Below are 25,873 nucleotides of genomic sequence, written 5' to 3'. Positions count from 1 at the left end.
CCGCGCCCATGGCCCTGCAACCCGCCGCCGGCGCCAGGGATCTCAACCCGCGCGAGGTGGAGCGCAACCGCCGCATCTGCGCCGACCTGGCGGCGGTGTACCGACGCTGGGGCTACCAGGAAGTGGCACCACCGGGCTTCGAGCGGCTCGACACCCTCGCGGCCGGCGGTGGCATCGACAGCCGTGAGCTGGTACGGCTGGCCGCCGATGAACCCCTGGGGCTGCGCCCCGAGCTCACCGCCTCGATCGCCCGGGCCGCCAGCACCCGCCTGGCCGGCCTGCCGCGCCCGCTGCGCCTCTGGGCCGAAGGGTCCACCTTCCGCAGCAGCGTGGCCGACACCGGGATGCAGCGCATCCATGAACAGCTGCAGAGCGGCGTGGAGCTGCTGGGCGAGCCCAGCGCGGCCGCCGATGCCGAACTCACCCGGCTGCTGCTGGCGGCCGCGGGCAACCTGGGTCTGCGGGCCGAGCACCGGCCGCGGCTGCTGGTGGGCCACCACGGCGTGCTCAAGGCCCTGCTGCAACAGGTGCCGAGCACTCAGCAGGCGGCGGCGCGGGCTGCGCTCACCAGCTTCGATCCGATCGCCCTGGATCGGTTGAATCTGAACGGCAGCGATCGCCAGCGGCTCACGGCCCTGATGCGCCTGCGGGGCACCCCCTCCCAGGTGCTCTATCAGCTGGAGCAGTGGCTCGGCCCGGTGCAACTGCTGAAGGATCTCGGCCACACCCTGGCGATGCTGATGCCGGCGGCCGAGCGGCAGGGCGTGACCGTGCAGCTGGATCCCACCTTCCAGCCCCACTTCGATCTCTATGACGGTCTGGTGCTCAAGCTGGTGTGCCAGGGCCACCAGGCGCCGGTGCCGATCGCCGGTGGGGGCCGCTACGACGCGCTGGTGGGGCGCTTCTGCGACAGCAGCACGAGCGCGGCAGGCGTGGGCTTCGCCTTCGACGTGGAAGCCGTGCGCGAACTGGTGCACGCCGGGCCGGCATCTGCCTGTGACGCTCCCGAGCTGGTGGCCTATGCCGAAGCCAGCCAGCTGGCCATGGCGCTGGACACCCTGGAGGCCCTGCACCGCGTAGGCACCCAGGCCGAACTGCTGCCGGGCCCCCTGCCCAGCCGCGCCCAGGCGGAAGCCGTCGCCGCCGAGCGGGGCTGCCCCAGGGTGCACTGGCTCGCTTCCTAGGATCTCCCCCAGCCCGAGCCCCCCACCATGGCCCACACGATCGTCACCAACGTCTGCGAAGGGGTGGCCGATTGTGTGGATGCCTGCCCGGTGGCCTGCATCCATCCCGGTCAGGGGGCCAACAGCAAGGGAACCGGCTTCTACTGGATCGATTTCGACACCTGCATCGACTGCGGCATCTGCCTGCAGGTGTGCCCGGTGGAAGGGGCGATCCTGCCGGAGGAGAAGCCGGAGCTGCAGAAGGCTGGTTGAATCCCATTCAGATGATCTGAATGGGCATACGCTGACGTGGAGTCGGCAGGCCAGGGAGCGAAAAGTTGTCGATTTCCGTTCAGCAGAAGAGTGGGAGTGAGAAGACAGAATCCTGCAAAACCTGATGGCAGCTCTCCGCGAACAGCTCCCGGATGGTGATGGATACGGCACACCATGACCGGGAGCGTCACACTCAGCAACCCGTTGCGCCATTGTGAGGTTGTGCGGCTACTGTTGAGCCACTAGAAGTCAACCGCACACCGTGGCAGATCTTTTCACGTTTCCGTTCACGAACAAAAAAGACGTCGCCGAGTCCCTCGACGGCTGGACCTTGGCAGCAGGATTCACTGCCAATGCGAAGCGCGGCAACGACAGAATCCGCGGCGTGTCCTCAACATCCCCGGGGATCGACATCCTTGGCTCGCTCATCACCGGCCCGGGCAAGGATCGCGTGGAAGGAGCAAGCAGCGGCGGCAGCGGCGATGGCATTGAGCTTGATGACGGCGGCAGACTGAATCTCGGAGCAGCCAACGACAGGGTGGCTGGCACGGGCACCAGTGATGGCATCCGGCTGAATGACGGGTCTGAGATCAACACTGGCTCCGGCAAAGACACGGTTACAGGCAGCGGAAACACAAGCAACGGAGTAGAGCTAGACGATGGCTCGAAAATCAAGACAGGGGCTGGCAATGACCGGATCAATGGCACTGGCTTATTCGATGGCATCGAATTAGACGATGGGTCTGAAATCAACACCGCATCGGGGAATGACCGCGTCGAGGGCTCAGGATCCGGTCGGGGTATTGACAATGATGGTGCGTCCCGAATCCTGACGGGTTCGGGCCGAGACAAAGTGCAGGGGATGGCAATAAGCACGAGTTCTAGCGCCATCGGCATCGACAACGATGTGGCGAGTGTGATTGCAACCGGCGCAGGCAACGACCGGGTTGAGGGCACAGCAAACAGCACCTCCTCGTTTGCCGAAGGAATCTTCAACAACGGGGGTGCTGACATCAATACCGGCTCCGGGAATGATCGCATCCAGGGCTCCGCAACGGCTGCCAGCTCAAGTACAGCCATCGGAATTGAGAATGACCCCGGCGCTGAACTGAAAACCGGAAACGGCAACGACCGCATCATCGGTGGTGCCACCAACAGCGGTTCTGGCAATGCCTTCGGCATCGAGAACGACGGCATCATCGACACGGGCAAGGGGCGCGATCAGGTGAATGCACTGCAAGGCGGCTTCAATGGCTCCGGCTTCACCCGCATGGGCAAAGGCAATGACGTGCTGTCGGGCTTCGGCAGTGGAACGTTTGATGGCGGAGCCGGGAAGAAGGATCGAATCAGGCTGGGCAGCGGCACCTACGCGATTGTTCGTGATGATACTGATCGGACTCGGGCCACCATTTCCAGTGGTCTCGTCACCATGGACATCCAGCGCTTTGAGCGGATTGGTGGGTTCCGAGGTCGCTCCTTTGCACTGCAGAGCGGCACGTTGGTGGTGAATGCGTTCGGATCCGCCACCTTCATTTGAAGTCAGAGATCGTTCTCTGATTCCGGGGCACAACCTCTTGATCCCAATGCACAAGAGCACTGCTGCACTCCAGCGTTGGGTCTTTCCACTGCAGGGTTAACCTCACCTCCTGCCCTCTCAACGCCAGGGGGTGGGAATCCCACCTTGGAACCGGCTGCGGTTTGACTTAGAGAAGGGATGCCAGCAAGAGGGAGGACACCATGTTCCTGAAGACCCGCGAGGACGGTTCCCTGATGGAAGTGCTGAATCTCCATCAGCTGTTCGATCCCTTTGTCACCAAGGTGGAAGGCCGACTGCACGCCGGCGAGGAAATGCAGGACCGTGCGGCCTTCGCCAAGACCGGCCTGCAGTTCCCCTCCGGTGAGGGCCTCCCCCGTTGCTGGGTCGATCCGGCCTATCGCCAGCACTGATCCCAACGCCGCCGGGATCGGGACAGGAACGGCCCCGGCGCAGAACACCCCGGCAATGATCGGCCCGAAGGCTGACCCAACCGGACGGCAGACCTAGCCTCTTCGTGAGTGGGTGGGCTTGTCAGATCATGCGCCTCCCGGCCCCAGAGCACGAGGCCGACGACACCCTCGGCAGCACCCTGCTGCGGCGCTACGAGGTCGGCCAGCAGCTGGTGGTGGACTATGCCCTGGCTCAGGCGATCCTGGGACTGTTTCACACCTGGCTGACGCCGGTGCTGGTGATCGCCGTGCTGCTGCTGGCCAAGATGGTGTGGAACCTGGCCCGGCGCTGGTCATTCCGGGTGCCGCGCAATCCGATCGCGATCCTGGGCCAGCTGGCGAACCTGGTGGGCGCCGGGGCCATCGCCCTGCTGGCCTGGCTGAGCTGTGTGGTTCTCGGTGCCGTGCTGCCGGTGGGAGACAACTACGCCCTCTCCGCGGCCCTGATGAGCGGCACGTGGACGTTGGGCGCCTCCACCAACCAGTTCCTGATGAATGGGTTTCTGCACCAGCGGAAGCTGCGACGGGGTGGGCCGATCGATGCCTGACTGGAGCCGGCGGCAGGTGCTGCTGGCCGGGCTAGGCCTGGGCAGCGCCGTTTCGGGCGTGGACGCCCTGCTGCGGCACCGCAGCCTTGTGAGCCTCCAGGCGCAGTTCATCGAGGAGTTTCTGCAGAACCCCCGGGCTGTGAACCAGGCCGTGGACAACGCCATCAACGGCGATGGAGAAGCCACCGCAGCCGTGCAGCGGATCCAGGCGGATCTGCGGCTGCGTCCCCCCTCGGTTCCCTACGACCGTGACCTCTCCAAGACCCTGATCCTGGCCAGCCGCGTGGCCACCGAGCAGTACCTCACGGGCAAGTACAACCTGCGCTTCCGGGGCGCGATCCAGGGCCTGCCGAGCTTCAGCGAGCGCCTCGCCGGCTACACCCAGGTGAGCGCCATCAAGGGCCCGGAGATGGTGACGGCCGAGAAGCGCCTGCAGCTGGAGGACAATCCGGCGTCCGATCCCCTGGCGCCGGTCGCCGCCCTGTGGCGGCAGCGGATTCAGGGGCTGGCCGGCTCGGCCCTGGTGGTGCAGTGGAGCTACCCGGTGTACTGGGGCTTCGTGCTCACCGGTCCAGAACAGCACTTGCTGGTGCTGCGCGGCACCCAGCGCGGCCACGAGTGGATCCAGACGATCAACGCCCGGCAGGTGGTGTCCCGGCAGATGCCGCAGTTCGACTTTCCCGGCGCCATCCACCGCGGCTTCGCCACCATCTATGCCCGCCTCAGCCCGGCCGTGATCACAGCCGTTCGGAAGCTGGATCCCAGCAAGCCCCTGGTGCTGGGCGGCCACAGCCTCGGTGCCCCACTGGCCAGCCTGGCGGCCCTCGACATCGCCCAGCGGCTGCCGGCCTTCGCGGGCAGGCTCAGGCTCTACACCTATGCAGGCCCGCGGCTGGGCAATCCCGCCTTCGCCACGGCCTTCAGCCAGCGCATTCCGGACCACTACCGGGTCGTGAACCAGGCGGATGTGGTGCCCGAGCTGCCCCCCACCAAGACCCAGCAGATCGTGTACGTGCACGGGGGCAAGCCCTGGGGCTTCACCGCCTCCCGCGGCGACATCGGGCCGAATCACTTCATCAGCGCCTACCGCGACGCCATCGACGCGGAGCAGGAACAGCCCCTGCCCTGGTCTGCGGGGAAGCCCGGCGCCGCACCGGCACCCTGAGCGTCCTCCTTACGATCCAAGTCCACGTCAACGTCCAGTTCCGGTTCCACTTCCCATTTCTCAGCTCGGCGTTCGTCCCCTTCCTGCCCAGATCCACCACCTCCCCGGATGGCACCGGCCATGACCAGGCTTCATGTCCCCGTGTTCGTGCTGGCGCCCCACGGCCAGCTGCCGAGCGGCAATCTCGACTGGCCGGCCCTGGTGGCGGCCCAGGCCGCGGGTGTCCGCCAGGCCAGAAGGCTGCGGATCTTCACCAGTCCTGAGGACGACGGCAACGCCCCAGGCCTGGAGGCATTGATCGACCAGCTGGAGAACGACAGCAGGCCCTTCTGCAATGCGCTGGTGCCTGAACTGGAGATCGGCGCCCTCAGCCTCGGCGTCTATGAGCTGCAGGGTTCTGGAGAGCAGGGTGAGAGACGCGACCAGCCCGTGGGCCATCCGGCAGACTCCCTTCAGCTGGAGGCGCTGCGCTGCCTGGACGAGGTTCCTCTGGCGGAAGTGGCCAACGAGGCCTGCTGGTTCTACCCCACCGACGCCGGCACCTATCTGGCCTGCAGCACCGCGGCAGACGTGCAACAGCTGCCGGGCCATCAGCCGGAACGGGCCGACGAAGCTCAACCTCTCGCCTACCGCCGGGATGAGCTGCGCCTGCTCTGGTCGCTCCTCGGCGGCGACGACACCCTCACCTGTGTTGGGCTCACCTACGGCGGTCAGCGCATCGACTGGCCCCTGGTCTCGGAACGGCCGGATCAGGCCAGCACCTGGACGCGCTTCGCCGTGGACCCCTCCTCCGAACACGCGTACCGGGAGCTCGAGCAGCGGGTGCTTCCGACCTGACCCCTGCATGAACCGCCCGTAGAGACCGGGCCACAGGGCCTTGACGCCATAGGAATCAGGCCTTAGTACGGGTGTACTGAGTACAAATGCACCATGGCGATCGCCTCTCCCTACGCCGTGTTCCGGGCCGTGGATGTCGGCTGGCTGCCACCGGCGCTCACCCTTCCACCGCCCCCATCGGTGCAACCCGCCCAGCGGCCACGCCCCAGACCCAGGAAGCGGGCTCAGGGGCCGCTCTCGGTGGGGATGGGCCATGGCCCGAGCTGGCAGCGGGTGGTGCAGGGGGAGCTGTTCCAAGCGCAGGGCTGACCCGGCCTCACCCCGCCCTGGGACGGTTTCCTGCCCATCCGCCCCCCTTGGCGGCAAGCCCCGCCACCGGAGATTCTGGAGGCCTCGTTGATGACAGTGGAACGGTGCTGCAAGCCGAACAGGGCCAGATCCAGATCCATACCGAGAACATCTTCCCGATCATCAAGAAGGCCGTGTACAGCGGCCATGAGGTGTTCCTGCGGGAGCTGGTGAGCAACGGCGTGGATGCCATCAGCAAGCGGCGTATGGCGGCCATGGCCGGCGACTGCAGCGAGGGCGGCGAAGGCCGCATCCAGATCCGCATCGACCGCGAGGCCAAGACCCTCACCATCTCCGACAACGGCATCGGCATGAGCGCCGATGAGGTGAAGCGCTACATCAACCAGGTGGCCTTCTCCAGCGCCGAAGACTTCCTCGAGAAGTACAAGAGCGAGAGCGACGCGATCATCGGCCACTTCGGCCTGGGCTTCTACTCCAGCTTCATGGTGGCCAGCCAGGTGGAGCTGGTGAGCCTCAGCGCCCGCGAGGGATCGGAAGCCGTGCGCTGGAGCTGCGACGGCTCCCCCAACTTCAGCCTGGAGGCGGCCGAGCGCAGCGAGCCTGGCACCGACGTGATCCTCCACCTGATGGAGGAGGAGCTGGAGTACATCGAGCCGGCCCGCATCCGCTCCCTGATCACCACCTACTGCGACTTCATGCCGGTGGAGGTGCAGCTGGAGGGGGAAACCGTGAACAAGCGGGAGGCGCCCTGGCGCAAGAGCGCCCGGGACCTCAGCGACGACGACTACATCCAGCTCTACCGCTACCTCTATCCCTTCCAGGGCGATCCGCTGCTCTGGGTGCATCTCAACACCGACTACCCCTACACCCTGCAGGGCATCCTCTACTTCCCGAAATCCACCGGTCGGGCCGACTGGGAAAAGGGCGAGATCAAGCTCTACTGCAACCAGGTGTTCGTGAGCGACTCGATCAAGGAGGTGGTGCCCCGCTATCTGCTGCCCCTGCGCGGCGTGATCGATTCGCCCGACATCCCCCTGAACGTGAGTCGCTCAGCCCTACAGACCGACCGGCGCGTGCGCTCGATCGGTGGCTTCGTGGCCAAGAAGGTGGGCGATCGGCTCAAGGAGCTGCACCGCGATGACCCCAAGCGCTACGCCGAGATCTGGGAATCCCTGGCCCCGTTCATCAAGATCGGTGCCATGGAGGATGAGAAGTTCGCCGACCAGGTGGCCGACCTGGTGCTGTTCGGCACCACCGCCTCGCCCCTGGAAGGAGAGCCCTCCGAGGGGCAGGCCCTCGATCCCATCCCTGCGGCAGACGGCAGGGCTTACACCACCCTCTCCGGCCACCGCTCCCGGCTGAGCGCCGACAACGACAAGCGGGTGCTGTACTGCACCGATGAGGCCGGCCAGGCTGGAGCCCTGGCCCTCTGGAAGAGCCAGGACGCCGAAGTGCTGCTCGCCGACACCTTCATCGACACCCAGTTCATCCCCTGGCTGGAGTATCGCCACGAGGAACTCAAGTTCCAGCGGGTGGATGCCGAACTCGACGACTCCCTGCAGGAGAAGGAGAGCGAGCTGGCCGATGCCGACGGCAAGGATGCCTCCGAGAAGCTGCGGGAGCTGTTCAAGGCCGCCCTGGCCGACGACAAGGTGACCCTTCAGATCCAGGCGCTCAAGGGAGAGAACGCCCCCGCCGCCCTGATCCTGCTGCCGGAGCAGATGCGCCGCATCAACGACATGGGCGCCCTGATGGAGCAGCGCCTGCCCGGCCTGCCGGATCACCATGTGCTACTGATCAACCGGCGCCACAAACTGGTGGAAGGCCTGCTGAAGCTGAGCGCCGGCTCGGTGATCACCGGCAGCGGCAGCTCCCCCAGCCAGGAACTCGCCAACGCCCTCAGCCGCCACATCTACGAGATGGCGCGCCTGGCGGTGGGGGGCCTGGAGCCGAACCAGCTGGCGGGTTTCCAGCAGCGCAGCTGCGATCTGATGGGGCAGCTGATGGAGCGGGGCTTCTGAAGCGGGGCCCATTCCATTTGATAAAGTCTTCGCTTGGGCTGATGCCCAGAGGTTGTTCTGAACGGTTGTAGGTCATGTCCCGGGTCTGCCAGCTCACCGGCAAGCGCGCCAACAACGGCATGGCCGTCTCCCACTCCCATGTGCGCACCAAGAAGCTCCAGCAGGTGAACCTGCAGGAGCGGCGCCTGTGGTGGGCCGAGGGCAACCGCTTCGTGAGGCTGCGGGTGTCCACCCGCGCTCTGCGCACCATCCAGAAGAAGGGTCTGGGGGCCTACGCCAAGGAACTGGGCGTGAACCTGGCCAAGCTCTGAACGCACCGGGTTCCTTACCGGCCGAACCCTGCGGGCTGGATCACCCGATGCTGAGGCGCCACCTGCTCCGCCTGGCCATCACCGGCGCGGGGTTCCTTGCAACCGGCCTGCTGCGACCAGCTGCGGCCAGGGCCCTCGGCGGCACCCTGCCAGCGCTCGATCAGCCCGCGCCTGCCTTCAGGCTGGCGGGAGTCGTGCCGGCTGACGGTGGCAAGGCCGAAGCGGCCGAGCTGGGCCTGGAGGACTTCAGGGGCCAGTGGCTGGTGCTCTACTTCTATCCGCGCGACTTCACCAGTGGTTGCACCCTGGAGGCCCGGGGTTTCCAGAGGGATCTGGCCCGCTTCCGCGCCGCCGGGGCCGCCGTGGTCGGCGTCAGCGCCGACGATGCCGAGTCCCACAGCGAGTTCTGCGGCAGCGAGGGGCTGGCCTTCCCGCTGCTCTCCGACCCGGGCGGCCGTGTCAGCGCCCGTTACGGCAGCTGGATCGCTCCCTTCTCCCAGCGCCACACCTTCCTGATCGATCCGCAGGGTGTGCTGCGGCAGCGCTGGGTGGCAGTGCGGCCCAGCCTCCACAGCGCCGAGGTGCTGACGGCCCTCGAGGCTCTGCAGGTCTGAGCCCTCAGGCGCTGAACCCCTCCAGCACCAGCTTGCCGATCATCCGGTGGGAGGCGAGGCGGCGGTGCGACCGGTGGAGGTTCGCGGCCGTGATCGCAGCCGGCGGCTCCCGCAGGGTGCTGACCAGCACGCCCCGATCCACCAGCTCGGCCACCCGTTGGAGGATCTGGCCCTGCTCGGCCAGATCCGGCGTGGCGTAGAGCGAGCGGGTGAACATCAGCTCCCAGTGGAGCGCCAGGCTCTTGCGCTTGAGGGCCAGCACGTTGATGGCGGCGGGGTCGGGGTCGTCGATCAGGGCCAGGGCTCCCTGGGGGGCGAGCAGGTTCACCAGGGCCTCGAAGTGCCGGTCGGTGTGGGTGAGGCTCGCCACCCACTGCACCGCCGGGATCCCCAGGGCCTCCAGCTGGGGTCGCAGCGGCCGGTGGTGGTCCACCACGTGATGGGCGCCCATGCGCAGGGCCCAGGCGCGGCTCTCGGGCCGTGAGGCCGTGCCCACCAGCGTCAGCCCGGTGAGGGCGCGGGCCAGCTGCAGCAGCATCGAGCCCACCCCACCGGCGGCACCGACGACCAGGAGGCACTGTCCCCGGGAGGCTTCGGGATCCTGGGGCAGGCGCAGGCGTTCGAACAGCAGCTCCCAGGCCGTGATGCTGGTGAGGGGCATTGCGGCGGCCTCCGCGGGTCCCAGCCGCTCCGGGGCCCGGGCCACCAGCCGGTGGTCCACGCAGTGCAGTTCCGCATTGCAGCCCTGACGCTGCAGGGCGCCGGCGTACCAGACCCGCTCACCGGGCCGGAAGCCCTCCACGCCCGGGCCCAGGGCCCTGATGCACCCCACGGCATCCCAGCCAAGGATGCGCCAGCCGCCGCTCGGGGGAAGCTCGCGGGCCCGCACCTTGCCATCCACCGGGTTCACCCCCACCGCTTCGATCGCCACCAGCAGGTCGCGCTCGGCGGGATGGGGTTCCGGGAGGTCCAGATCCTGCAGGTAGAGCGGATCGTCCAACGAAGCCGGGGCCTGATAGCCGATGGCACGCATGGGCCGGATGTGACTCAGCCCAGCCTGGCAAGCAGTGGAGCCGAGCGGTCACAGGGGCAAGGTGCACACCGCCCCCAATGAGCTGCAACAGCAGCACGCGTGAGCCTCGCCTGGATGCAGCGGCTGCCGGGTGCAGCGGCTGCCGGGTGCAGTGGCTTATTTCCGGGTCACGATGATGTAGATGGCATGCGCGATGGCCACCGGCCACATGATGCCCATCAGCGGAAGGCCCAGCGCGCCAAAGCTGAGCAGCCAGAACAGCAAGTTCAACCAGAAGGCGCCTGTGACGCCCACCTGAGTGGCAACGGCCAAGGGCGGCAGGATGAAGGCAAGAATGATGCGAAAGATGTCGCCGACTGTCATCTGGCCAGCCCAGTGTTGTGCCTTTTCAGTTTCATCGGTGATTCACGCGGCAGCAAGCACGGTTCACAGTTCTCCAGCTGGAGAGGCCGTGCATTCGGCGTTCTGTCGATGGGCCTGGCTGTGGACAGTCGCGCACAGGACAGAGGTGTTCCTGGTGGGGCGAGACCCAACAGAAACACCTCAGGCTGTGAGCGGTGTTTCAGACCCGCTTCGGATCGTCAGCGGCAGCGCTGGGCTTCGGTGTAGGTGATCGACTGATAGCGGCCATCGGTGGTGCGCACAGCCACGCAGTTGTTGGTTCTGGGCTGCTGCCAGTAGGTGAAGGCACTGTCTCCCAGTTGATCGCCGCCGCGATAGCTGTAGCTTCTGCGGGTGAGTTCCGCTTCGGCGCTGGAACCGCGTGCCCCCAGCAGCGACTGCAACTCGCTCACCGGCGCACCGACCCGGGCCGGCTCAGGAGCAGCCTGGCTGTTCTGCCCAGCGATGATCGCGCCGAGCAGGGCCACGGCAGCGGCACCTCCGGCGATGGCGGCCACATTGGCCTTGCTGGAGTCGTCGTCGAACCTGGCATTCGGGTTCTGCACGTGATCGAGCTTCACCGAAAGGCGGCGCTTTTCACCGTCCTGCCACACGAACACGTCGTGATCATTCTTGGTGTTGTGCTTGACGTTGACGATGCCGCGGTAGGTCTGAACCGACAGCGCCTGGGGACTGGGCCCGCGGAAGATAAAGTCTGTTCCATCATCGAGCTTCACCACGAAGGCATCGGTGTTGCCAGCCTGCTTGTGCTTGAAGGTGCAATGGCCGTTGAAGGCCTCATAACCACCGCTCACAAGCTTGCAGCGACCCTGCGCCTTCACCAGCACTTCGGCGAGAGCGGCGGAGGGCACGGCGGACACCGCACTGAACAACAACAGGGCGGAGCCGGCCACAGAGCCGAGTGAGCGGAGAGGGGACGTCAAGGGTCAGGACGTTGAGGTAGAGGAAAGCAGCAGGCCGACGCTTCCAGCGAGAGCGTCATCAGACCCTACCCTTCTCAGGGTATGGAAAGGGTATGAATCGGGTCAAGGAAATCAGGAACGACAGACGCGACCAGGTTCGACAGACGCGACCCGAGCCTGTGCCCAGGCCGGCGGCGGGCCTGCCCTGAACTCGTTATTCACAGGGCGGTAGGCCACTGCCGGGAGCTCGGCGAGCACGGCCACTAGCCAGAAAGCAGTGAAAAGGCTTGGCCCCGCCTGTGTCCTGGCGTCACTCAGCGACGTCCAGAGGAGCGGTACACAATCTGGAGACGGCGATGCTGCCTGCAGGCTGGTAGCCCCAGGCCGGATCTTGCATGAAGCTGTACACCTCCTTCCCACTGCGCTCGATCGTGAACAGGGTCCAGGTCTGGCGCTCACAGCTCAGGCCGATCACCGCGCGACCATCAGCGAGGGGAAGCTCCACATGCCGGATGCCGTCATAGATCCACAGCAGCCTGCCGGCGCCCTGCTCGAGCAGGGAGAGGATGGGGCTGCCCTGCACCTGGGGCTGGGCCTGTACCGAAGGGGCCAAAGCGGCCATGAGCAGTGGGGCAAGAGGCAGTGCCCGATGCAAGGTCTGCAACAGAGAGGGACAGGGATTCGACAACGAGGTCAGGAAGTGCCGTAACCAACTTATTGGCCAGTCAGTTCAAGGCCAGTCAGTTCACGAGATTGATCGCCTTGATGGCCCGCAGTTTCCAGATCAGGTGGCTGCCGTCCCAACCCTGATGGAGCAGCTCGAACTCACCGAGGAACCCATAGCGGCGCCCAAGTGCAGGCCCCCAGGGATCCACAGGCGTACCATCGGCGGAACGGCGTCGGGCGAAATAGCTCACCGTGGTATCGGTGATGATGTTCACGTGGGTAGGGTCCTGGAACGCTTCGGGATGGGGATAGGCAGGCGTGCGCGCCAGCAGGATTCCACCTGGTTTGAGAATCCTCCAGATCTCGTTCATCGTCTCGATGAACGGATTGGTCAGACGATCGTTTGTCCAGATGGCGCGGGGGAGGTGCTCGAGGAAATCGAACGCGGTGACGGCATCGGCACAGTTGTCGGCGAGCGGGAGGGATTCAAAGCCGATCCAGCAACGCAGCACCCCATCACGGCACACCTGACTGTCAATGCCGATCACCTCGTCGGCGCCGAAGGGGTTGGCTGGATCAGGCCCACTGCCGAGATCCACGGAAAGGGTCGGGCTGTCCATCATTGAGCGCAGCTCCTCCATGCTGGCTGAGCCAAGCAGACTCACCGGTTCAAACTGACACCGCGTCCTCCAGCTGCCGCCAGAGCGCCTCGTCCACCGCGAAGCCCATCGCCCGCATCAGCCGCAACCGCACCAGCAGTTCTTCCTCCTTGCTGAGCAGGCCGTTGGAGAAGCGGGTTTCCAGGGAGCCGAAGCGACGCACATGGCTCATGGGCGTGAGATCCACCGCGCCAAAGCGCCAGGCCCCGAGGTGGGCGGCGCAAAGGGGCAGGGCGAAGCGATCCAGCCCGTAGCCGCTGCGGATGGCAGCCGCAAACGGCAGGGCGAGATCGAGCAGGTCGCGACGCAGGAAGGGCGCCATGATCTCCACGATCGGCACACGGTGCAGGAGCAGGCCGGGCCGCTGGCGCAGCCAGCCGTACTCCGCTGAGAGGCTGCTGCTGAAGCTCACTGCCGGCTGGGCCGCGAGCAGGCCGTGGATGCGGGCCACCGCCAGCAGCTGCTGGATGGCGCTGGTGCTGAGCAGCACGTCGTCGTCGATGAAGCCCATGTAGTGGCCCTCCGGCGGCAGAGTGAGTCGCCGCCAGGCCTCCTCCATCAGATGGCCCTTGCACTCGGTGGCCACACTCAGCACCTCCCAGCCCTGGGGATTGGTGCCTGGCTCGAGGCCCTCACCCGTCCAGTCGAACAGCACCACGCGGCAGGGCAGAGGCCCGTCCGCCACCAGGCAATGGCGGCCGCGGCGGCAGGCCACCACCACCAGATCGTCCGGCCAGGCACCGGGGTTGGGCACCGGTTCGCCGAAGTGCAGCGGATCCACAGCGTCGAGCTCCGCCGCCGCCGCCGCCATCTCGGGGATGAACTGATCGCTGTGGCTGCCGAGCACCCAGCGGGCCCAGCGCTGCCGCTCCGCTTCGGGCCGGTCGCAGAGCAGAACGGGCCGCTGATCCCCGCTGTGCCTGGACGCAGGGTTGGCTGGCACGGAAACCCGGCGACTGGGCGGGATTCTCGCCTGGATCAGGCCTGCAGACCCCGCCGTTGGCGGGCCACGTGGCGGTTCACCAGCAGCATGTAGTCGCAGATGTCGCGCTGGCGCATCAGCTCGGCGGCCTGGGCATCGAGCGGGTCCATCGCCTCCCCGTTGAAGGCGGGAATGATCTCCAGCAGCGGAGGATCAAGCGGATCGAGCTCGGCCGGCTGGTAGGGCAGCTCGGCCGGCGAGGCCTCGGCGGGATGGAGAAGCATCACGTTCTTGGGGGTCCACCAATTGCCGTGGGGCTGGGGGCAGCCGAGGAGAAGCCCGTTGCGGAAGGCCACCGTGCTGGGCACATCCACCACATAGCCCAGCTCGCGGAAGAGCGCGATCCAGTAGCCGGGGCCCTGCTCGTTGATGTGGGTGGGGTTGCGGTCGAGGTCCTGCATCCAGGTGGCGGCGCCGAACAGCACCAGCCCCGGCCGGTGCGTCACCAGGCAGCGCAGCAGCCCCGGGGCCGCCTGCATGGGCAGATGCTCGGCGACCTCCAGGCAGCTGACCAGCTCGGTGGGCGGCAGCACGGCGGCCGTGGCGGCGGCGTCACGCAGATCCACCAAACGGTAGGAATCCCGCTGCTCCGGCGGCCACAGCGCCTCGGCCGCCTGGCTCCCTTCCAGGCCCCAGCTCTCGGCCAGGCCGACGGCTCGCAGGGCCTCCACCAGCAGGCCATGGCCACAGCCCACATCGACCGCGCGGCAACGGTCGGGCGCGATCAGCAGGCCCCGCAGCACGGCGGCCACGTGGGCGAAGAACCCTGCATTGGGCAGATGGTCGGCGTAGAAGGCCGCGTCGTAGGCATCGAGGTCGTGGCCGATCGGCAGACGCTGGCTCATGGGAGGCTCGGAGGCAGGTGGAGCGAGCGAGGGTGGGCTCAGGCCGCATCGGCGGCATGGGGCAGAGGCGGTGCAGGCGAGGCGGAGGCGTTCGCGATCGCGGCAGGAAGGGTGTCGCCGGGCGGCGTCGCCACTACGGCGGCTCGCTGGCCGGGGGCAGGGGCCTGGCCAGCGCCCGGGGGCTTACGGCCCAGCTCCTCCACAGCCGCCTGGAAGGCCTCAACCACGCGGCGGTCGTTGAACAGGCGGCTCTTGCGCTCACGTACCAGGCCTTTCACATGGGCGTGGAAGCCTGGATCCTGCAGCAGCCGCAGGCTGGTGGCCACATAGGCCTCGCGGCTTTCGGCGATCAGCTCGGGGATCTTCATCTCCTGCAGCATCGCCACGGTGTGGCGGCCGCGCATGAAGGCGGTGGGGCAGGTGAGCACCGGGCAGTCGCGGCTGAACGACTGGAAGGAACTGTTACCGCCGTTCCAGTCGATCGTATCGAGGGTGTGGTGGGCGATGTCGAATAGTCCCATGAAGTCGCCGTACTCCAGGCGGGGCAGGATGCGCAGGTGATCGTCCATGGCCACACCGCGCCGCTCGAAGTGGGGCTTCAGCCGCTCGGCCAGCCGCTGAGCCATGGCGGGATGGCCCAGCGGGCCCACCAGAAGGATCAGGGCCTCGGGATGGCGGGCGGCGATCTCGGCGTAGGTCCAGTCGTTGCGGGGCACATATTTGAAGGTGCTCTGCAGTGACACCAGCAGCGGTCGGCCGCGGGGCAGGTCGAACTTCTCGAACAGCAGCTGGCCGTCGTGCACGGCGGCGGGCGTGGCGTAGTGGAGGCCGGTGCCCGGCAGGCGGATCAGCTCTTCGCTGTAGTGGGCCTCGTTGCCGGGCGGCTCCATGCCGGCCGCCCCGAAGAAATAGTGCATCGTGCGCGAGCCGCTGGTGATCGGATGGCCCCAGCCCTGAGCCTGAACCGGCGCCAGTTGCAGCACCGAGGTGACCTTGCTGGCCGGGTGCATGCCGATGTCGGTGAAGATCAGCAGATCGAGCTGGTCGTCGAGGATCCGCTGCAGCATCGGCTCGGGATCCTCGCTGCGCAGCGGCAGGTGGCGGTAGGTGCCGAGGGAGGCGAAACGTTGCGTGCCGGAATCCTCGTCTTCGGCAAGGTTGTAGGAGAAGATCTCGAAGCCGGGCTTGGCGGCGATGCCCTCCAGCCAGCCCAAGGCCCAGATGGAGCCGTTGTGGTTGATCAGGTGGGGGGAGATCACCCCCACCCTCAGTGGTGAGGGATCGTGAGGGTCGCGCTGCTGCAGTGGTGCCATGAAACGGCCGAGGCGGGGCCGCAGGATCCGGTCCAGCACGCCGGCGTAGAGCTCCTGCAGGGGCCTGTCGTCCTCCATCTGGTAGGCCAGATAGAAGTTGGTGATCGCCCAGGCGTGGGCGTGCAGGGCGGGCCAGGCCGGGTCCTCGGCGGTGAGGCCCTCAAGGGCGTCGTACAGGGCCTGGAGATCGGCGGCCCAGCGGGTGCGGGTCTCGGCCAGCTGGGCATCGGAGCGGTAAAGCACCGGCAGCACATGCAACCGGGTGATCAGGCGGACCCGTGGGTCGGGCTGGGCATCGGCTTCGGCCAGCGCCTGCTCGATGCGGTCGAGCTCGCACAGGCAGCCCAGGCGCCCCTGCAGACCCACCACCTGCTGGTTCACGTCCAGATCCAGGGCCAGGAAACGGCCGAATTCCTCCAGGGCCTCCTCGTGGCGACGCTGCCGCACCAGCGACTGGGCCAGGTTCTGGCGGGAGGGCCGGAAGCCGGCATCGATGCTGAGGGCCTGGCGGTAGTAGGCGATCGCCTCGTCCCGCTGGCCGAGGGCCTCCTGGGCCAGGCCGAGGTTGTTCCAGGCGTCCGGAAAGGCGGGGGCGAACTGCAGGCAGAGGCGGAAGGCCTCCACCGCCTCCGCTTCGCGCCGCTGACTGCGCAGCAGGTTGGCGAGCTGGAAGGCGGCCTGGTGCCAGGAAGGCTGATCCCGCAGCAGCAGCCGCAGGGTGGCCTCCGCCTCCTCGGGCCGGCCGGCTTCGATCAGCCCGAGGGCGAGGTTGTGGCGGCACTCGGGGAAGTCCGGCAGCAGCGCCAGGGCCTCGCGATAGAGCCGCAGGCCCTCGCCGGTGTCGCCGCGGGAGCGGCAGGCGTTGCCGGCGTTGAACAGCAGGTAAGGGGTGAGGAATCCGGCGGCCTGGGCCGCCTCGAAACGGCGGATCGCCTCGTCGTGCCGGCCCTGCATGTGGGCGGCCACCCCAGCCAGGTAGTGGAGTTCACCGGCGTGGGGATGGTGGGCGGCCAGGCCATCGGCCTGATCGATCACCTCGGTGAAGCGGTTCTCGGCCAGCGCCTGATAGAGATGGCCGAGCCCGGCTTCGGGGGCGTTGTGGGGCGGCCAGCGGCAGGGTTGGATCGTCGTGGCCGGAAGGGGTGGCCGCTCCAGGGCCGCGCGGGCTTCGGCCAGCTGCTGCTGGGCGGCAGCCAGCTCGATCTGGAGCGCGGCGATCTGGCGGTTGCGGTCGCGCAGCTGGCCGAGGGGATCCACCAGGGCGTCGCTGTCGGCCGCGGCCAGGGGACGCACCCGGGCGGCGGCGCGCTCCGGCAGGGAATAGCCGAACGCCGCCAGGTCGTCGCCATAGCGCCGCGCCACGATCGCCAGCCCGTCGGCGGAGAAGGCCTCCTGCCAGCGCCGGCCGAGCCTTTGGCGGTGAAGACGGCCATGGCGGCTGAGCTCCTGCTTGAGGGCGGCGCGGCAGCGGGGTGGCAGGCGTTGCTCCAGCAGGGCTGGCAGGCGCTCCGCCAGCTGCTCCCGGTCAAGGCGGGGCTGCCAGGCGATGGCCCCGGGTTCCAGCAGGGTGAACTGGGGGGTGAGGTGGCCGTCGCCGCGCAGCTCGTCCCAGTGGGCATCGAGAAAGGCGAGAAAGGCGGGGAAGCGGCAGGGCCGCTCGGGCGGCTCGCCGGCGCTCTGCTGGATCGAAGCGTTGAGGGGGGCGTAGGCCGGTTCGGCCAGATGGAGCTTGTCGTGCCAGAAGGAGAGCAGCCGTTCGGCAGGGTGGCGGGTCACCGCCAGGCGGAGCCAGTCGGGCCCGTGCAGGGCCTGCTGGAGGGCGGCGGGGTCGAGGTCCGCCAGCCTGGTGAGGCCATGCAGCGCGGGGTGGTGCACCGCCAGGGCAGGACGGGTTTCGCCGAAGGCGGCCTGCTCCGGGGGCCTGCGGCCCTCCGCGATCACGGCCAGGCGCTTGAGCAGGGTGGAGGACGCCTTGGGCACCGGGCGCAGCAACCAGCGGCCCTCCGGCACCACCAGCACGGTCTGGCTCAGGGCAGCGGAGGGGAACATGGCGCCTGGCTTGGAACGTGCGTAATCCCCGAAGCTAGGGGAGGGCTTCAGGGGTGCCGCGCCGCCAGCGGAAGTGTGAGCGTCACCCGAGCACCTCCGAGGCGTTTGGAGCGGCCCAGCTCAAGGCGGCCACCTCAACCCGGGGCTCGATGGCGAGAGGCAGGCGCCTCACCTCGTCCACCAGAAAATCCAAGAGGATGGGATCATCCTCTACCACCATCACGTCAAGCAGAGATCCGTAACGCTCTGGCTGGAGACGACTGAATTAAGGCCGCCAGCGGAGAGGTTTCCGCTGCTCACGGGCCCAACGATCCCGTTCAGGTCTGCTGCAGGGCGATGGGAAAACCTACACAGCAATTTACCTTAACTACGCATGGATGGGTAAGGTCACAGCAAAATTACGGGTCTTGATTAGGCCCACACCTGCGGATGCACACCTGGCTGCTCTCCCTTGTGCTCAAATCCGCGGGGTTTCGCAGGGGGGCAGCCGGCCGCCGGTCTGGGCGAAGTCGGCGCTGGAGCCGCTCGGCACAGACGCTGTTCGGGGCATGGGCCGTGCTCGGCCAGCTGGCACCAATGGTGGGGTTGCTGGGCATTTCCATGGGGGCAGAGCCCGCTTCCGCTCAGGTGAGAAGAATCACGACGGGCGGCGCCACCGCCGGCGGGGTGAATGCCATTGGAGAAGCCGATGTCGCAGGGTTCACTGGTGGCCCCAACAACCCTGACGCCACAGGCAGCGGCGCCCTGTCCATCGGCCGGGCCGCCGTGGCCAACGGTGTGCTCGCCACGGCCCTGGGCACCCTGAGCAACGCCCAGGGGAATGGCACCCTGGCCGTGGGGCCAAGCAGCACCGCCAGCGGCACCAATGCCGCGGCGATCGGTTCAGGCGCCAACGCCAGTGGCGTGGGCGCAGCGGCTCTGGGTTCCGGAGCCAGGGCACTGGCCAACAGCTCGGTGGCCATCGGTAACGGCTCCCTGGCGAACGGCACCTCGGCCATCACCATCGGCGATCAGTCCCAGGCAGTGGCCGATCTGTCCACGGCCATTGGCACCAGTGCCCGTGCGGCAGGGCTGGCTTCGATTGCGATCGGAACCGGCGCGCAGTCGCAGGGCCAGCAGGCGGTCGCCATCGGCAGCGGAGCGAGCGCCAGCGGCAATGCCTCCGTCGCCATCGGCTCCCAGGCCCAGGCCAACTTCGCCAACTCCACCGCCATTGGCACCGGTGCCGCCACAACCCGTGCCAACCAGATCGTGCTCGGGCGCACCGGTGACGAGGTCACCATCCCCAACCTCAATGGCACAGGCGACGGCCTGATCTTCGCCAATGGCGACGGCACCCTGAAGCGCTCCGGGATCAGCGCCTCCACCTTCAACTGTGTGGGCAACGGCGCCAACGCCGTCTGCTACGGGCCCAACGCCAACGCCAACGGCGACTTCTCCACGGCCATTGGGGCGAATGCCAAGGCCAACGGCACAGACGCCACCGGCAGCAGCGGCACCGCACTGGGTGCTTTCGCCAACGCCAATGGGCCAGGCGCTACCGCACTTGGGACCAACGTCACAGCCAACGGCCGCGGCACCACCGCGGTGGGTACCTTCGTCACAGCCAGCGGCCCAGGCGCCACCGCACTGGGTGACACCTCCAGCGCCAACGGAGAAGGCGCCACCGCACTGGGTCGCAGCGCCAATGCCGCTGGAAACTTCTCCACGGCTGTGGGTTCCACTGCCGATGCCAACGGCATTGGTGCGACGGCTCTGGGTTACGGCGCCACAGCTTTCAGCCGTGGGGCAATGGCCCTTGGGGAATCCTCCCTAGCCATTGACAACGACGCAACAGCCCTGGGCTCTTTCTCTAGGGCAAATTTCCCCAACTCCACCGCTATTGGCACCGGAGCTGTCACCACTCGCGAGAACCAGGTGGTGCTCGGGCGGGCCGGTGACACCGTCACGATCCCCAACCTGGGCAACACCTCCGGCCAGAGCGCCCTCGTGCTCGCCAACGGCGACGGCACCCTCTCCCGATCTGCCGTCAATCCCAACGCCATCGCCGCGCTGAATTGCACCGGCACCGGCGCCAACGCCGTCTGCTACGGACCCAACGCCAACGCCACCGGCGATTTCACCACCGCCATCGGCTCCGATTCCCTCGCCAACCAAACCGGTGCCACAGCGCTGGGGGCCAATGCCAGCGCTGATGGCGTCGGGGCCACGGCACTTGGCCGCAGTGCCTTGGCCAACGGCATCGCCACCTCGGCCTTCGGGCTCCAGGCCAATGCCTCCGGCCCCGGAGCCACCGCACTGGGTGACAGTGCCAACGCCATCGGCCAACGCGCCACTGCGGTAGGCACCAATGCCCGCGCCATCGGCAGCGGCGCCATCGCCGTGGGCAGTGTCGCCACGGCCGATGGCGACGCTGCCATGTCCCTGGGTGTCGGCGCCAACGCGCAGGGTGTTGGCGCCATTGCCGTGGGGTGGGGTGGCCAGGGCCACCGGGACCAATGCCACGTCTCTGGGGTACGCAGCCAATGCAGGCTTCGCCAACACCACCGCCATTGGTACCGGTGCCGTCACCACCCGCGAGAACCAGGTGGTACTCGGGCGGGCCGGTGACACCGTCACGATCCCCAACCTGGCGAACACCTCCGGCCAGAGCGCCCTCGTGCTCGCCAACGGCGACGGCACCCTCTCCCGCTCTGCCGTCAATCCCAACGCCATCGCCGCGCTGAATTGCACCGGCACCGGCGCCAACGCCGTCTGCTACGGACCCAACGCCAACGCCACCGGCGACTTCACCACCGCCATCGGCTCCGATTCCCTCGCCAGCCAGACCGGTGCCACCGCCCTCGGGGCCAATGCCTGGGCCAATGGCATCAGCGCCATGGCCCTGGGCCCCAACGCCACTGCCAACGGTGTCGGGGTGTTGGCCGTGGGTGAGTTCGCCAACGCCAACGGCACTGCCGCCACCGCGATTGGGGTGAGCGCCAGGGCCAATCAGGTCGGCGCGGTCGCCATCGGCCTGAACGCCAACGCCAATGGCTTCACAGCCGTGGCAGTCGGAGGCAATGCGATCGCCGAGGGCGTCAGCGCCACCGCCCTGGGCGAGGGAGCAACGGCCAATGCTGAGAGCGCCACGGCGCTTGGCCGCAAGTCCATCGCCTCAGGGTTCGGGGCCACAGCCGTCGGGGTGGAAGCCAATGCCGGCTTTGACAACTCCACCGCCATCGGCATCGGCACTGCCACTACCCGCGCCAACCAGATCGTGCTCGGCCGTGCGACCGACACCGTCACCATCCCCAACCTTTCCGGCGCCGGCAGCGCCCTGATCCTCGCCAACGACGACGGCACCCTCGCCCGCTCCGCCGTCTCCGCTGCCGCCGTCAATAGCCTCAACTGCACCGGCAGCGGCGCCAACGCCGTCTGCTACGGACCCAACGCCAACGCGACCGGCGACTTCACCACCGCCATCGGCTCCGATTCCCTCGCCAACCAGACCGACGCCACCGCCCTCGGGGCCAATGCCAGCGCCAACGGCTTCGGCGCGACGGCCCTCGGCGCCAGGGCCAATGCCTCAGGCCCTGGAGCGACGGCATTGGGGCTGAGTTCACGCGCCGAATTCACCGGATCGACAGCAGTCGGCGAATTTGCCAACGCCTCCGGCCTCAATGCCTCCGCATTCGGACGCTCCGCGGCGGCCCGTGCTGAGAATGCCTCGGCCTTCGGTGCCGGCGCCCAAGCCAACTTCGCGAACTCCACAGCGATCGGAACCGGTGCTGCCACCACCCGCACCAACCAGGTGGTGCTGGGCCGTACAGGCGATGAAGTCACCATCCCCAACCTCGCCAACGCCACAGGCCAGAGCGCGCTGGTGCTGGCCAACGGCGACGGCACCCTCTCCCGCTCCGCCGTCAACCCCAACAGCATCGCCGCGCTCAACTGCGTCGGCACCGGTGCCAACGCCGTCTGCTACGGGCCCAATGCCGTGGCCAACGGCGACTTCACCACGGCCATCGGCTCCGATTCCCTCTCCGGCCAGACCGGAGCCACAGCCTTGGGTGCCGGTGCCCAGGCCAACTTCGCTGGCTCCACCGCTCTCGGCACCGGCGCCGTCACCACCCGCGCCAACCAGCTCGTGCTGGGCCGCGCCGGCGATGAGGTCACCATCCCCAACCTCGCCGATGCCTCCGGCCAGAGCGCCCTGGTGCTGACCAACGGCGATGGCACGCTCTCCCGTTCCGTGGTCAACCCGAATGTGATCACAGCCCTCAATTGCGTGGGCACCGGCGCTGACGCCGTCTGCTATGGCCCCAATGCCGTGGCCAACGGGGATCGCACCACCAGCCTTGGAGCGGACAGCCAGGCCGGCGCCGTGAATGCGACGGCAGTGGGCGCCGGTGCCACGGCCAACTTCGCCGATTCGGCCGCCATCGGCGCCGGCGCCCAGGCCACGGCACCCAACCGGATCACGATCGGCACCGCCGCCACCGAGATCCAACTGCCCTCGCTCACAGGCAGCGGCTCCACCGCTGCCGTCGACATCCTCAGCCCCGATGCCAACGGCGTGCTGAGGGTCACCACCCTGCCCACCAACATCAGCTCCTTCTGCAGCCGCACCGGCACCGACTCCACCTGCTTCGGTCCCAACGCCGAAGCTCTGGGCACCGCGGATACGGCGATCGGAGCCAACGCCAGAGCGGATGGGGCCAAGGGTGGCACCGCCCTCGGGGCCTTCAGCACGGCCAATGGCAATGGCGCCACGGCGTTGGGGTCCCGGAGCAGCGCCGATGGTGACAACACCCTGGCGGTGGGCAGCCGCAGCAGCGCCCGTGGCGAAGGTTCGACCGCGCTGGGCACGGCGGCCTCCGCCAATGGGTTCAACGCCATCGCCTTCGGCAGCGGTGCCGCGGCCAACGGCCGCAACGTGGTGGCCATCGGCACAAACGCCAGGGCCGAAGGGTTCAACACCAACGGCGTCGCCATCGGCACCGATTCCTTCGCCTCCGGCACCGATGTCACCGCCCTCGGCGCCGGCGCCCGGGCCACCGGGGTGGGCTCCACCGCCATCGGAGCGGGAGCGGTCACCACCCGGAACAACCAGATCGTTCTGGGCAGGCGTGGCGACACCGTCACCGTGCCCAACCTGGCCGGTCGCGGCACCGAGCTGGTGAGCGCCAACCAGGACGGCACCCTGGTGCGCTCCGTGGGCGTCAGCGCCAACAATGGCAACCTCAGGGTCCAGAACGGCCTCACCGTTGGCGGGCGCACGGTGCTCCGGGGTGGCGCGGCGGTCTCCAATGGCCTCACGGTCCAGGGCGGCGCCCGGATCGACAACCTCACGGTCACCGGTCCGGCCCGGATCGGCGGGCCGCTCACGGTCGATGGTCCCTCCACGTTCAACAACGACGTGTCGGTCAACGGGGCCCTCACCACGACTGGCCCGGTGAGGCTCCGGGGGCTCGCCGACAACGGCAACTTCGCCGTCGACCGTTACCAGTCGGGCCAGCGACGGATGCTCACCATCGACGGCCGCGGCAACACGGGCACCTCCACCGTCACCGTGCCCCAGGTGGAAACCGCCATCACCACCACCGTGCCCCGGCTGGAGAATTCGGTGTACCAGCTGGGCAAGGCGGTGGAGACCACCGGCGCCATGGCTGCAGCCTTCTCCGCCGTGCCCGAGGTCTCGCTTCAGCGCGACGAGCCCGTACGCTGCGGCGTCGGGGCTGGCGGGTTCGGATCCCAGTACGCCCTGGCAGCCGGTTGCGCAGTGCGGGTCTCCGACCGGATGTACCTCAACGGCGCTCTTTCCTATGCCCCGTCGGTGGACTACGGCTATGGATCCACCCCCTCGGTGGGTGGCCGCCTGGGCTTCTCCTTCCCCCTCGGACGAACAAACCCGGTGCAGGAATCCACCCCGGCCGAGGAGGCCACGGACTCCGAGACCTCCCGTGAGATCCAGAACGATCTCCTGGCGATGCGAACCGAGCTTTCGGAACGCGACAAGGAGATCGAGCAGCTGCGAGACCAGCTGGCCCTGCTGGCCTCCCAGACCGGTGAAGGAAGCAATGCCGAACTGGTCGCCCTGCTGCAGAAGCGCATCGAGGAACTGGAAGCCGAGAAGCGCCGCAGCGACCAGGAAGACAACCGTCAGAACGGTCTCATCGAGGCCCTGCAACGCCAGCTGGCCACTCAGCAGGAGCGGTTCAACCAGATGCTGATCCAGATCCGTTCCCTCACTCCGGCCGGCGCCCCCATCACTCCCGTCGTGAATCCGTTGATCAAGCCGGATGTGAGTCCGCAGGCCAGGCCGGCAACCGACGAGAACACCAGCGTCTCCCGCCGGCCCTCCCGCTAGGAGGCGGGCCCGTCAGGGCCTGTGACCAACCCACCACCCGATCTCCGGTCCGCCTTGCCCCTTCCCATGAAACCCACCGTTCTCGTCGCCCTGCTCCTGCTGGCCGGCCCGGCGCTGGCCCAGTCCCGTCCCAGCGATGCCCAGTTGCGGGAGCAGTTCCGCGCCGACTTTCTGCGGGGCTGCCAGTCGGGCCGCACGCCCGGGGTGCGGAACCAGCGCAACTACTGCAGCTGCTACGCCAACTCCTACCTGGCCCGCTACAACGGCCAGACCCTGGCGGCGATCAGTGCCCAGGCCAACCAGCTTGGCGCTGGCGGCCCGGCCCTGGTGGATCTGATGATGGCGCCGGAACGCCAGGCCTGCGCAGCGCGCAGCTGATCAGCCCAGCCTGGCGAGCACCTGGCGATGGACCTCGGTGGAGGCCCGCAAGCGGCGCACCACCGGCTGAGGCAGGGGGGTGTCCAGACAGGCCTGCCAGCGGGCCGTGAGATCGCTGGGAGGCGGCCCGTCGAGCCGAGCGCAGGGGCAGCCCAGGTCGGTGGCCGCCGCCTGCACCTTGGGGTCATAGCTGAGGGCCGCCACGGGAGCTCCGGCGGCGGCGGCCAGGATCAGGCCGTGCAGGCGCATGGCCAGCACGAGGCCACTGCGGGCGCACACACGCATCGCCTCGCGCGGCCGCTCGGCCCTGAGTTCTCGGCTGCGGGCGGCCAGGGCGGGGCTGAGCAGGCCCTGGGCGCGCAGGTTCGCCAGCAGTCCCCTGTCCTGATGGGCGTGGAACGGGAGCCAGAGCAGTTCCCGCTCCGGTGCCAGCCGCTCCAGGGTCTGCAGCCAGGGCATCCAGGCCTCCCCCTGCAGCTGGGGCGTGGGCCGGAAACAGAGCACGACGGGGCCGCCCTCCCCGCGCCAGAGCTCCGGCGCCACGCTCCACACCGGGTCGGCCCCGACACCCCCCCCGTCGGCGCTCCCCAGGGAACGGGCCAAGGCCGCCGAGCCGGGATCCCGCCAGCTCACGGCCGTCACCAGGGGGAGCACGCCCCGCACGAGCCAGCGGCTGCGGCGGCGGCGCAGAGGCCCCAGACCCTGGCCCCAGAGCAGCACGGGCTTGCCCTGGCTGCGGGCGAGCACCACCAGGGCCGCGTAGTACACCAGGCTGAGGAAGCTGGTGCTGTCCTGCAGCAGGCTGCCGCCCCCGAACACCACGGCATCGCAGCGTCCCACCGCCCCCATCACGGCAGCCAGACTGGTGCGGTCCACCGTGTCCACCCCGTAGCGCCGCTGCACCTGGGCCTGGTCCCGGGCTGTGACCAGGGGTCTGCAACCGACCGGCAGGCCCGCCAGCAGCACCTCCAGCAGGGCGTCGTCGCCCAGGTTGTGCTCGCCGTAGTAGCCCACCAGCAGCGGGCGTTGGCGCAGGGGCACGGGTCGGGCCGCGGCAGGGGTCAT

Annotated in this window: 23 protein-coding genes; 14 read left to right on the top strand and 9 right to left on the bottom strand. The window is 68.1% G+C overall.

The features are described from left to right. Positions 1 to 8 precede the first annotated feature (8 nt). The 11 genes from CPCC7001_RS02090 (at position 9) to CPCC7001_RS02040 (ending at position 9,227) form a co-directional block, all read left to right on the top strand. Positions 9 to 1,184 carry an ATP phosphoribosyltransferase regulatory subunit gene (locus tag CPCC7001_RS02090; RefSeq protein ID WP_006911117.1) on the top strand — a complete coding sequence of 392 codons (1,176 nt, stop codon included), beginning with the start codon at positions 9 to 11 and terminating at the stop codon, positions 1,182 to 1,184. A gap of 27 nt (positions 1,185 to 1,211) precedes the next feature. After that, a complete protein-coding gene (locus CPCC7001_RS02085; protein ID WP_006909385.1) occupies positions 1,212 to 1,436 on the top strand; it encodes a ferredoxin family protein in 225 nt (74 codons plus the stop codon). Between the two features lie 262 nt (positions 1,437 to 1,698). Beyond that, positions 1,699 to 2,973 (top strand): hypothetical protein, encoded by a 1,275-nt coding sequence (locus CPCC7001_RS14925; protein ID WP_006910919.1) that lies wholly within the window; start codon positions 1,699 to 1,701, stop codon positions 2,971 to 2,973. A gap of 200 nt (positions 2,974 to 3,173) precedes the next feature. Further along, a complete protein-coding gene (locus CPCC7001_RS02075; RefSeq protein WP_006909095.1) occupies positions 3,174 to 3,383 on the top strand; it encodes a hypothetical protein in 210 nt (69 codons plus the stop codon). 128 nt (positions 3,384 to 3,511) lie between these two features. Beyond that, positions 3,512 to 3,970, top strand: a complete 459-nt coding sequence (locus CPCC7001_RS02070) for a hypothetical protein (RefSeq protein WP_043368491.1) — start codon at positions 3,512 to 3,514, stop codon at positions 3,968 to 3,970. Continuing rightward, on the top strand, positions 3,963 to 5,135 hold the full coding sequence (locus CPCC7001_RS02065; protein ID WP_006911796.1) for a lipase: 1,173 nt from the start codon (positions 3,963 to 3,965) through the stop codon (positions 5,133 to 5,135). The genes CPCC7001_RS02070 and CPCC7001_RS02065 overlap by 8 nt, the downstream gene beginning before the upstream one ends. A gap of 120 nt (positions 5,136 to 5,255) precedes the next feature. Then, on the top strand, positions 5,256 to 5,972 hold the full coding sequence (locus CPCC7001_RS02060; RefSeq protein WP_156796648.1) for a hypothetical protein: 717 nt from the start codon (positions 5,256 to 5,258) through the stop codon (positions 5,970 to 5,972). Between the two features lie 93 nt (positions 5,973 to 6,065). Next, entirely contained in the window at positions 6,066 to 6,281 is a 216-nt protein-coding gene (locus CPCC7001_RS02055) for a hypothetical protein (protein ID WP_006909728.1), read from the top strand. Positions 6,282 to 6,385: 104 nt separating this feature from the next. Further along, positions 6,386 to 8,302, top strand: a complete 1,917-nt coding sequence (gene htpG / locus CPCC7001_RS02050) for a molecular chaperone HtpG (RefSeq protein ID WP_043368490.1) — start codon at positions 6,386 to 6,388, stop codon at positions 8,300 to 8,302. Positions 8,303 to 8,376: 74 nt separating this feature from the next. Then, positions 8,377 to 8,613 (top strand): 50S ribosomal protein L28, encoded by a 237-nt coding sequence (gene rpmB / locus CPCC7001_RS02045; RefSeq protein ID WP_006909349.1) that lies wholly within the window; start codon positions 8,377 to 8,379, stop codon positions 8,611 to 8,613. Between the two features lie 47 nt (positions 8,614 to 8,660). Next, complete coding sequence (locus CPCC7001_RS02040) at positions 8,661 to 9,227, top strand: peroxiredoxin (RefSeq protein WP_006909091.1); 567 nt, start codon at positions 8,661 to 8,663, stop codon at positions 9,225 to 9,227. Positions 9,228 to 9,231: 4 nt separating this feature from the next. On the opposite strand, the gene CPCC7001_RS02035 is transcribed toward CPCC7001_RS02040, so the two are convergent. From CPCC7001_RS02035 to CPCC7001_RS02000, 8 genes are all read right to left on the bottom strand, one after another. Beyond that, on the bottom strand, positions 9,232 to 10,260 hold the full coding sequence (locus CPCC7001_RS02035; RefSeq protein WP_006910421.1) for a zinc-binding alcohol dehydrogenase family protein: 1,029 nt from the start codon (positions 10,258 to 10,260) through the stop codon (positions 9,232 to 9,234). A gap of 156 nt (positions 10,261 to 10,416) precedes the next feature. After that, positions 10,417 to 10,623, bottom strand: a complete 207-nt coding sequence (locus CPCC7001_RS02030; RefSeq protein WP_006910181.1) for a YqaE/Pmp3 family membrane protein — start codon at positions 10,621 to 10,623, stop codon at positions 10,417 to 10,419. 218 nt (positions 10,624 to 10,841) lie between these two features. Next, positions 10,842 to 11,585: a hypothetical protein gene (locus CPCC7001_RS02025; protein WP_156796647.1), complete on the bottom strand. Its 744-nt coding sequence runs from the start codon at positions 11,583 to 11,585 to the stop codon at positions 10,842 to 10,844. 289 nt (positions 11,586 to 11,874) lie between these two features. Next, a complete protein-coding gene (locus CPCC7001_RS02020; protein WP_225867146.1) occupies positions 11,875 to 12,177 on the bottom strand; it encodes a hypothetical protein in 303 nt (100 codons plus the stop codon). Between the two features lie 127 nt (positions 12,178 to 12,304). Continuing rightward, complete coding sequence (locus CPCC7001_RS02015; protein WP_006910356.1) at positions 12,305 to 12,871, bottom strand: methyltransferase domain-containing protein; 567 nt, start codon at positions 12,869 to 12,871, stop codon at positions 12,305 to 12,307. Between the two features lie 28 nt (positions 12,872 to 12,899). Next, positions 12,900 to 13,832 carry a hypothetical protein gene (locus CPCC7001_RS02010; protein WP_006910434.1) on the bottom strand — a complete coding sequence of 311 codons (933 nt, stop codon included), beginning with the start codon at positions 13,830 to 13,832 and terminating at the stop codon, positions 12,900 to 12,902. A gap of 35 nt (positions 13,833 to 13,867) precedes the next feature. After that, entirely contained in the window at positions 13,868 to 14,716 is an 849-nt protein-coding gene (locus CPCC7001_RS02005) for a methyltransferase domain-containing protein (protein WP_006910689.1), read from the bottom strand. A gap of 38 nt (positions 14,717 to 14,754) precedes the next feature. Then, positions 14,755 to 18,078 carry a tetratricopeptide repeat protein gene (locus CPCC7001_RS02000; protein WP_006909640.1) on the bottom strand — a complete coding sequence of 1,108 codons (3,324 nt, stop codon included), beginning with the start codon at positions 18,076 to 18,078 and terminating at the stop codon, positions 14,755 to 14,757. 627 nt (positions 18,079 to 18,705) lie between these two features. On the opposite strand from CPCC7001_RS02000, the gene CPCC7001_RS01995 reads away from it, so the two are divergent. From CPCC7001_RS01995 to CPCC7001_RS01985, 3 genes are all read left to right on the top strand, one after another. Further along, on the top strand, positions 18,706 to 20,688 hold the full coding sequence (locus CPCC7001_RS01995) for a hypothetical protein (protein WP_198006443.1): 1,983 nt from the start codon (positions 18,706 to 18,708) through the stop codon (positions 20,686 to 20,688). Beyond that, the gene (locus CPCC7001_RS15690) at positions 20,588 to 24,430 is read left to right on the top strand and encodes a YadA-like family protein (protein WP_369699354.1); all 3,843 of its coding nucleotides are present in this window, start codon (positions 20,588 to 20,590) and stop codon (positions 24,428 to 24,430) included. The genes CPCC7001_RS01995 and CPCC7001_RS15690 overlap by 101 nt, the downstream gene beginning before the upstream one ends. A gap of 66 nt (positions 24,431 to 24,496) precedes the next feature. Further along, a complete protein-coding gene (locus tag CPCC7001_RS01985) occupies positions 24,497 to 24,808 on the top strand; it encodes a hypothetical protein (RefSeq protein WP_043368487.1) in 312 nt (103 codons plus the stop codon). Here the strand turns inward: CPCC7001_RS01985 and csaB are convergent, their stop codons facing one another. Continuing rightward, entirely contained in the window at positions 24,809 to 25,873 is a 1,065-nt protein-coding gene (csaB, locus tag CPCC7001_RS01980; RefSeq protein WP_050757033.1) for a polysaccharide pyruvyl transferase CsaB, read from the bottom strand.

Origin of the sequence: Cyanobium sp. PCC 7001 (genome assembly GCF_000155635.1) — a bacterium.
GTDB lineage: Bacteria > Cyanobacteriota > Cyanobacteriia > PCC-6307 > Cyanobiaceae > NIES-981.
Note: the sequence above shows the minus strand (reverse complement) of the source record. Positions and strands in the feature narration are given on the sequence as shown.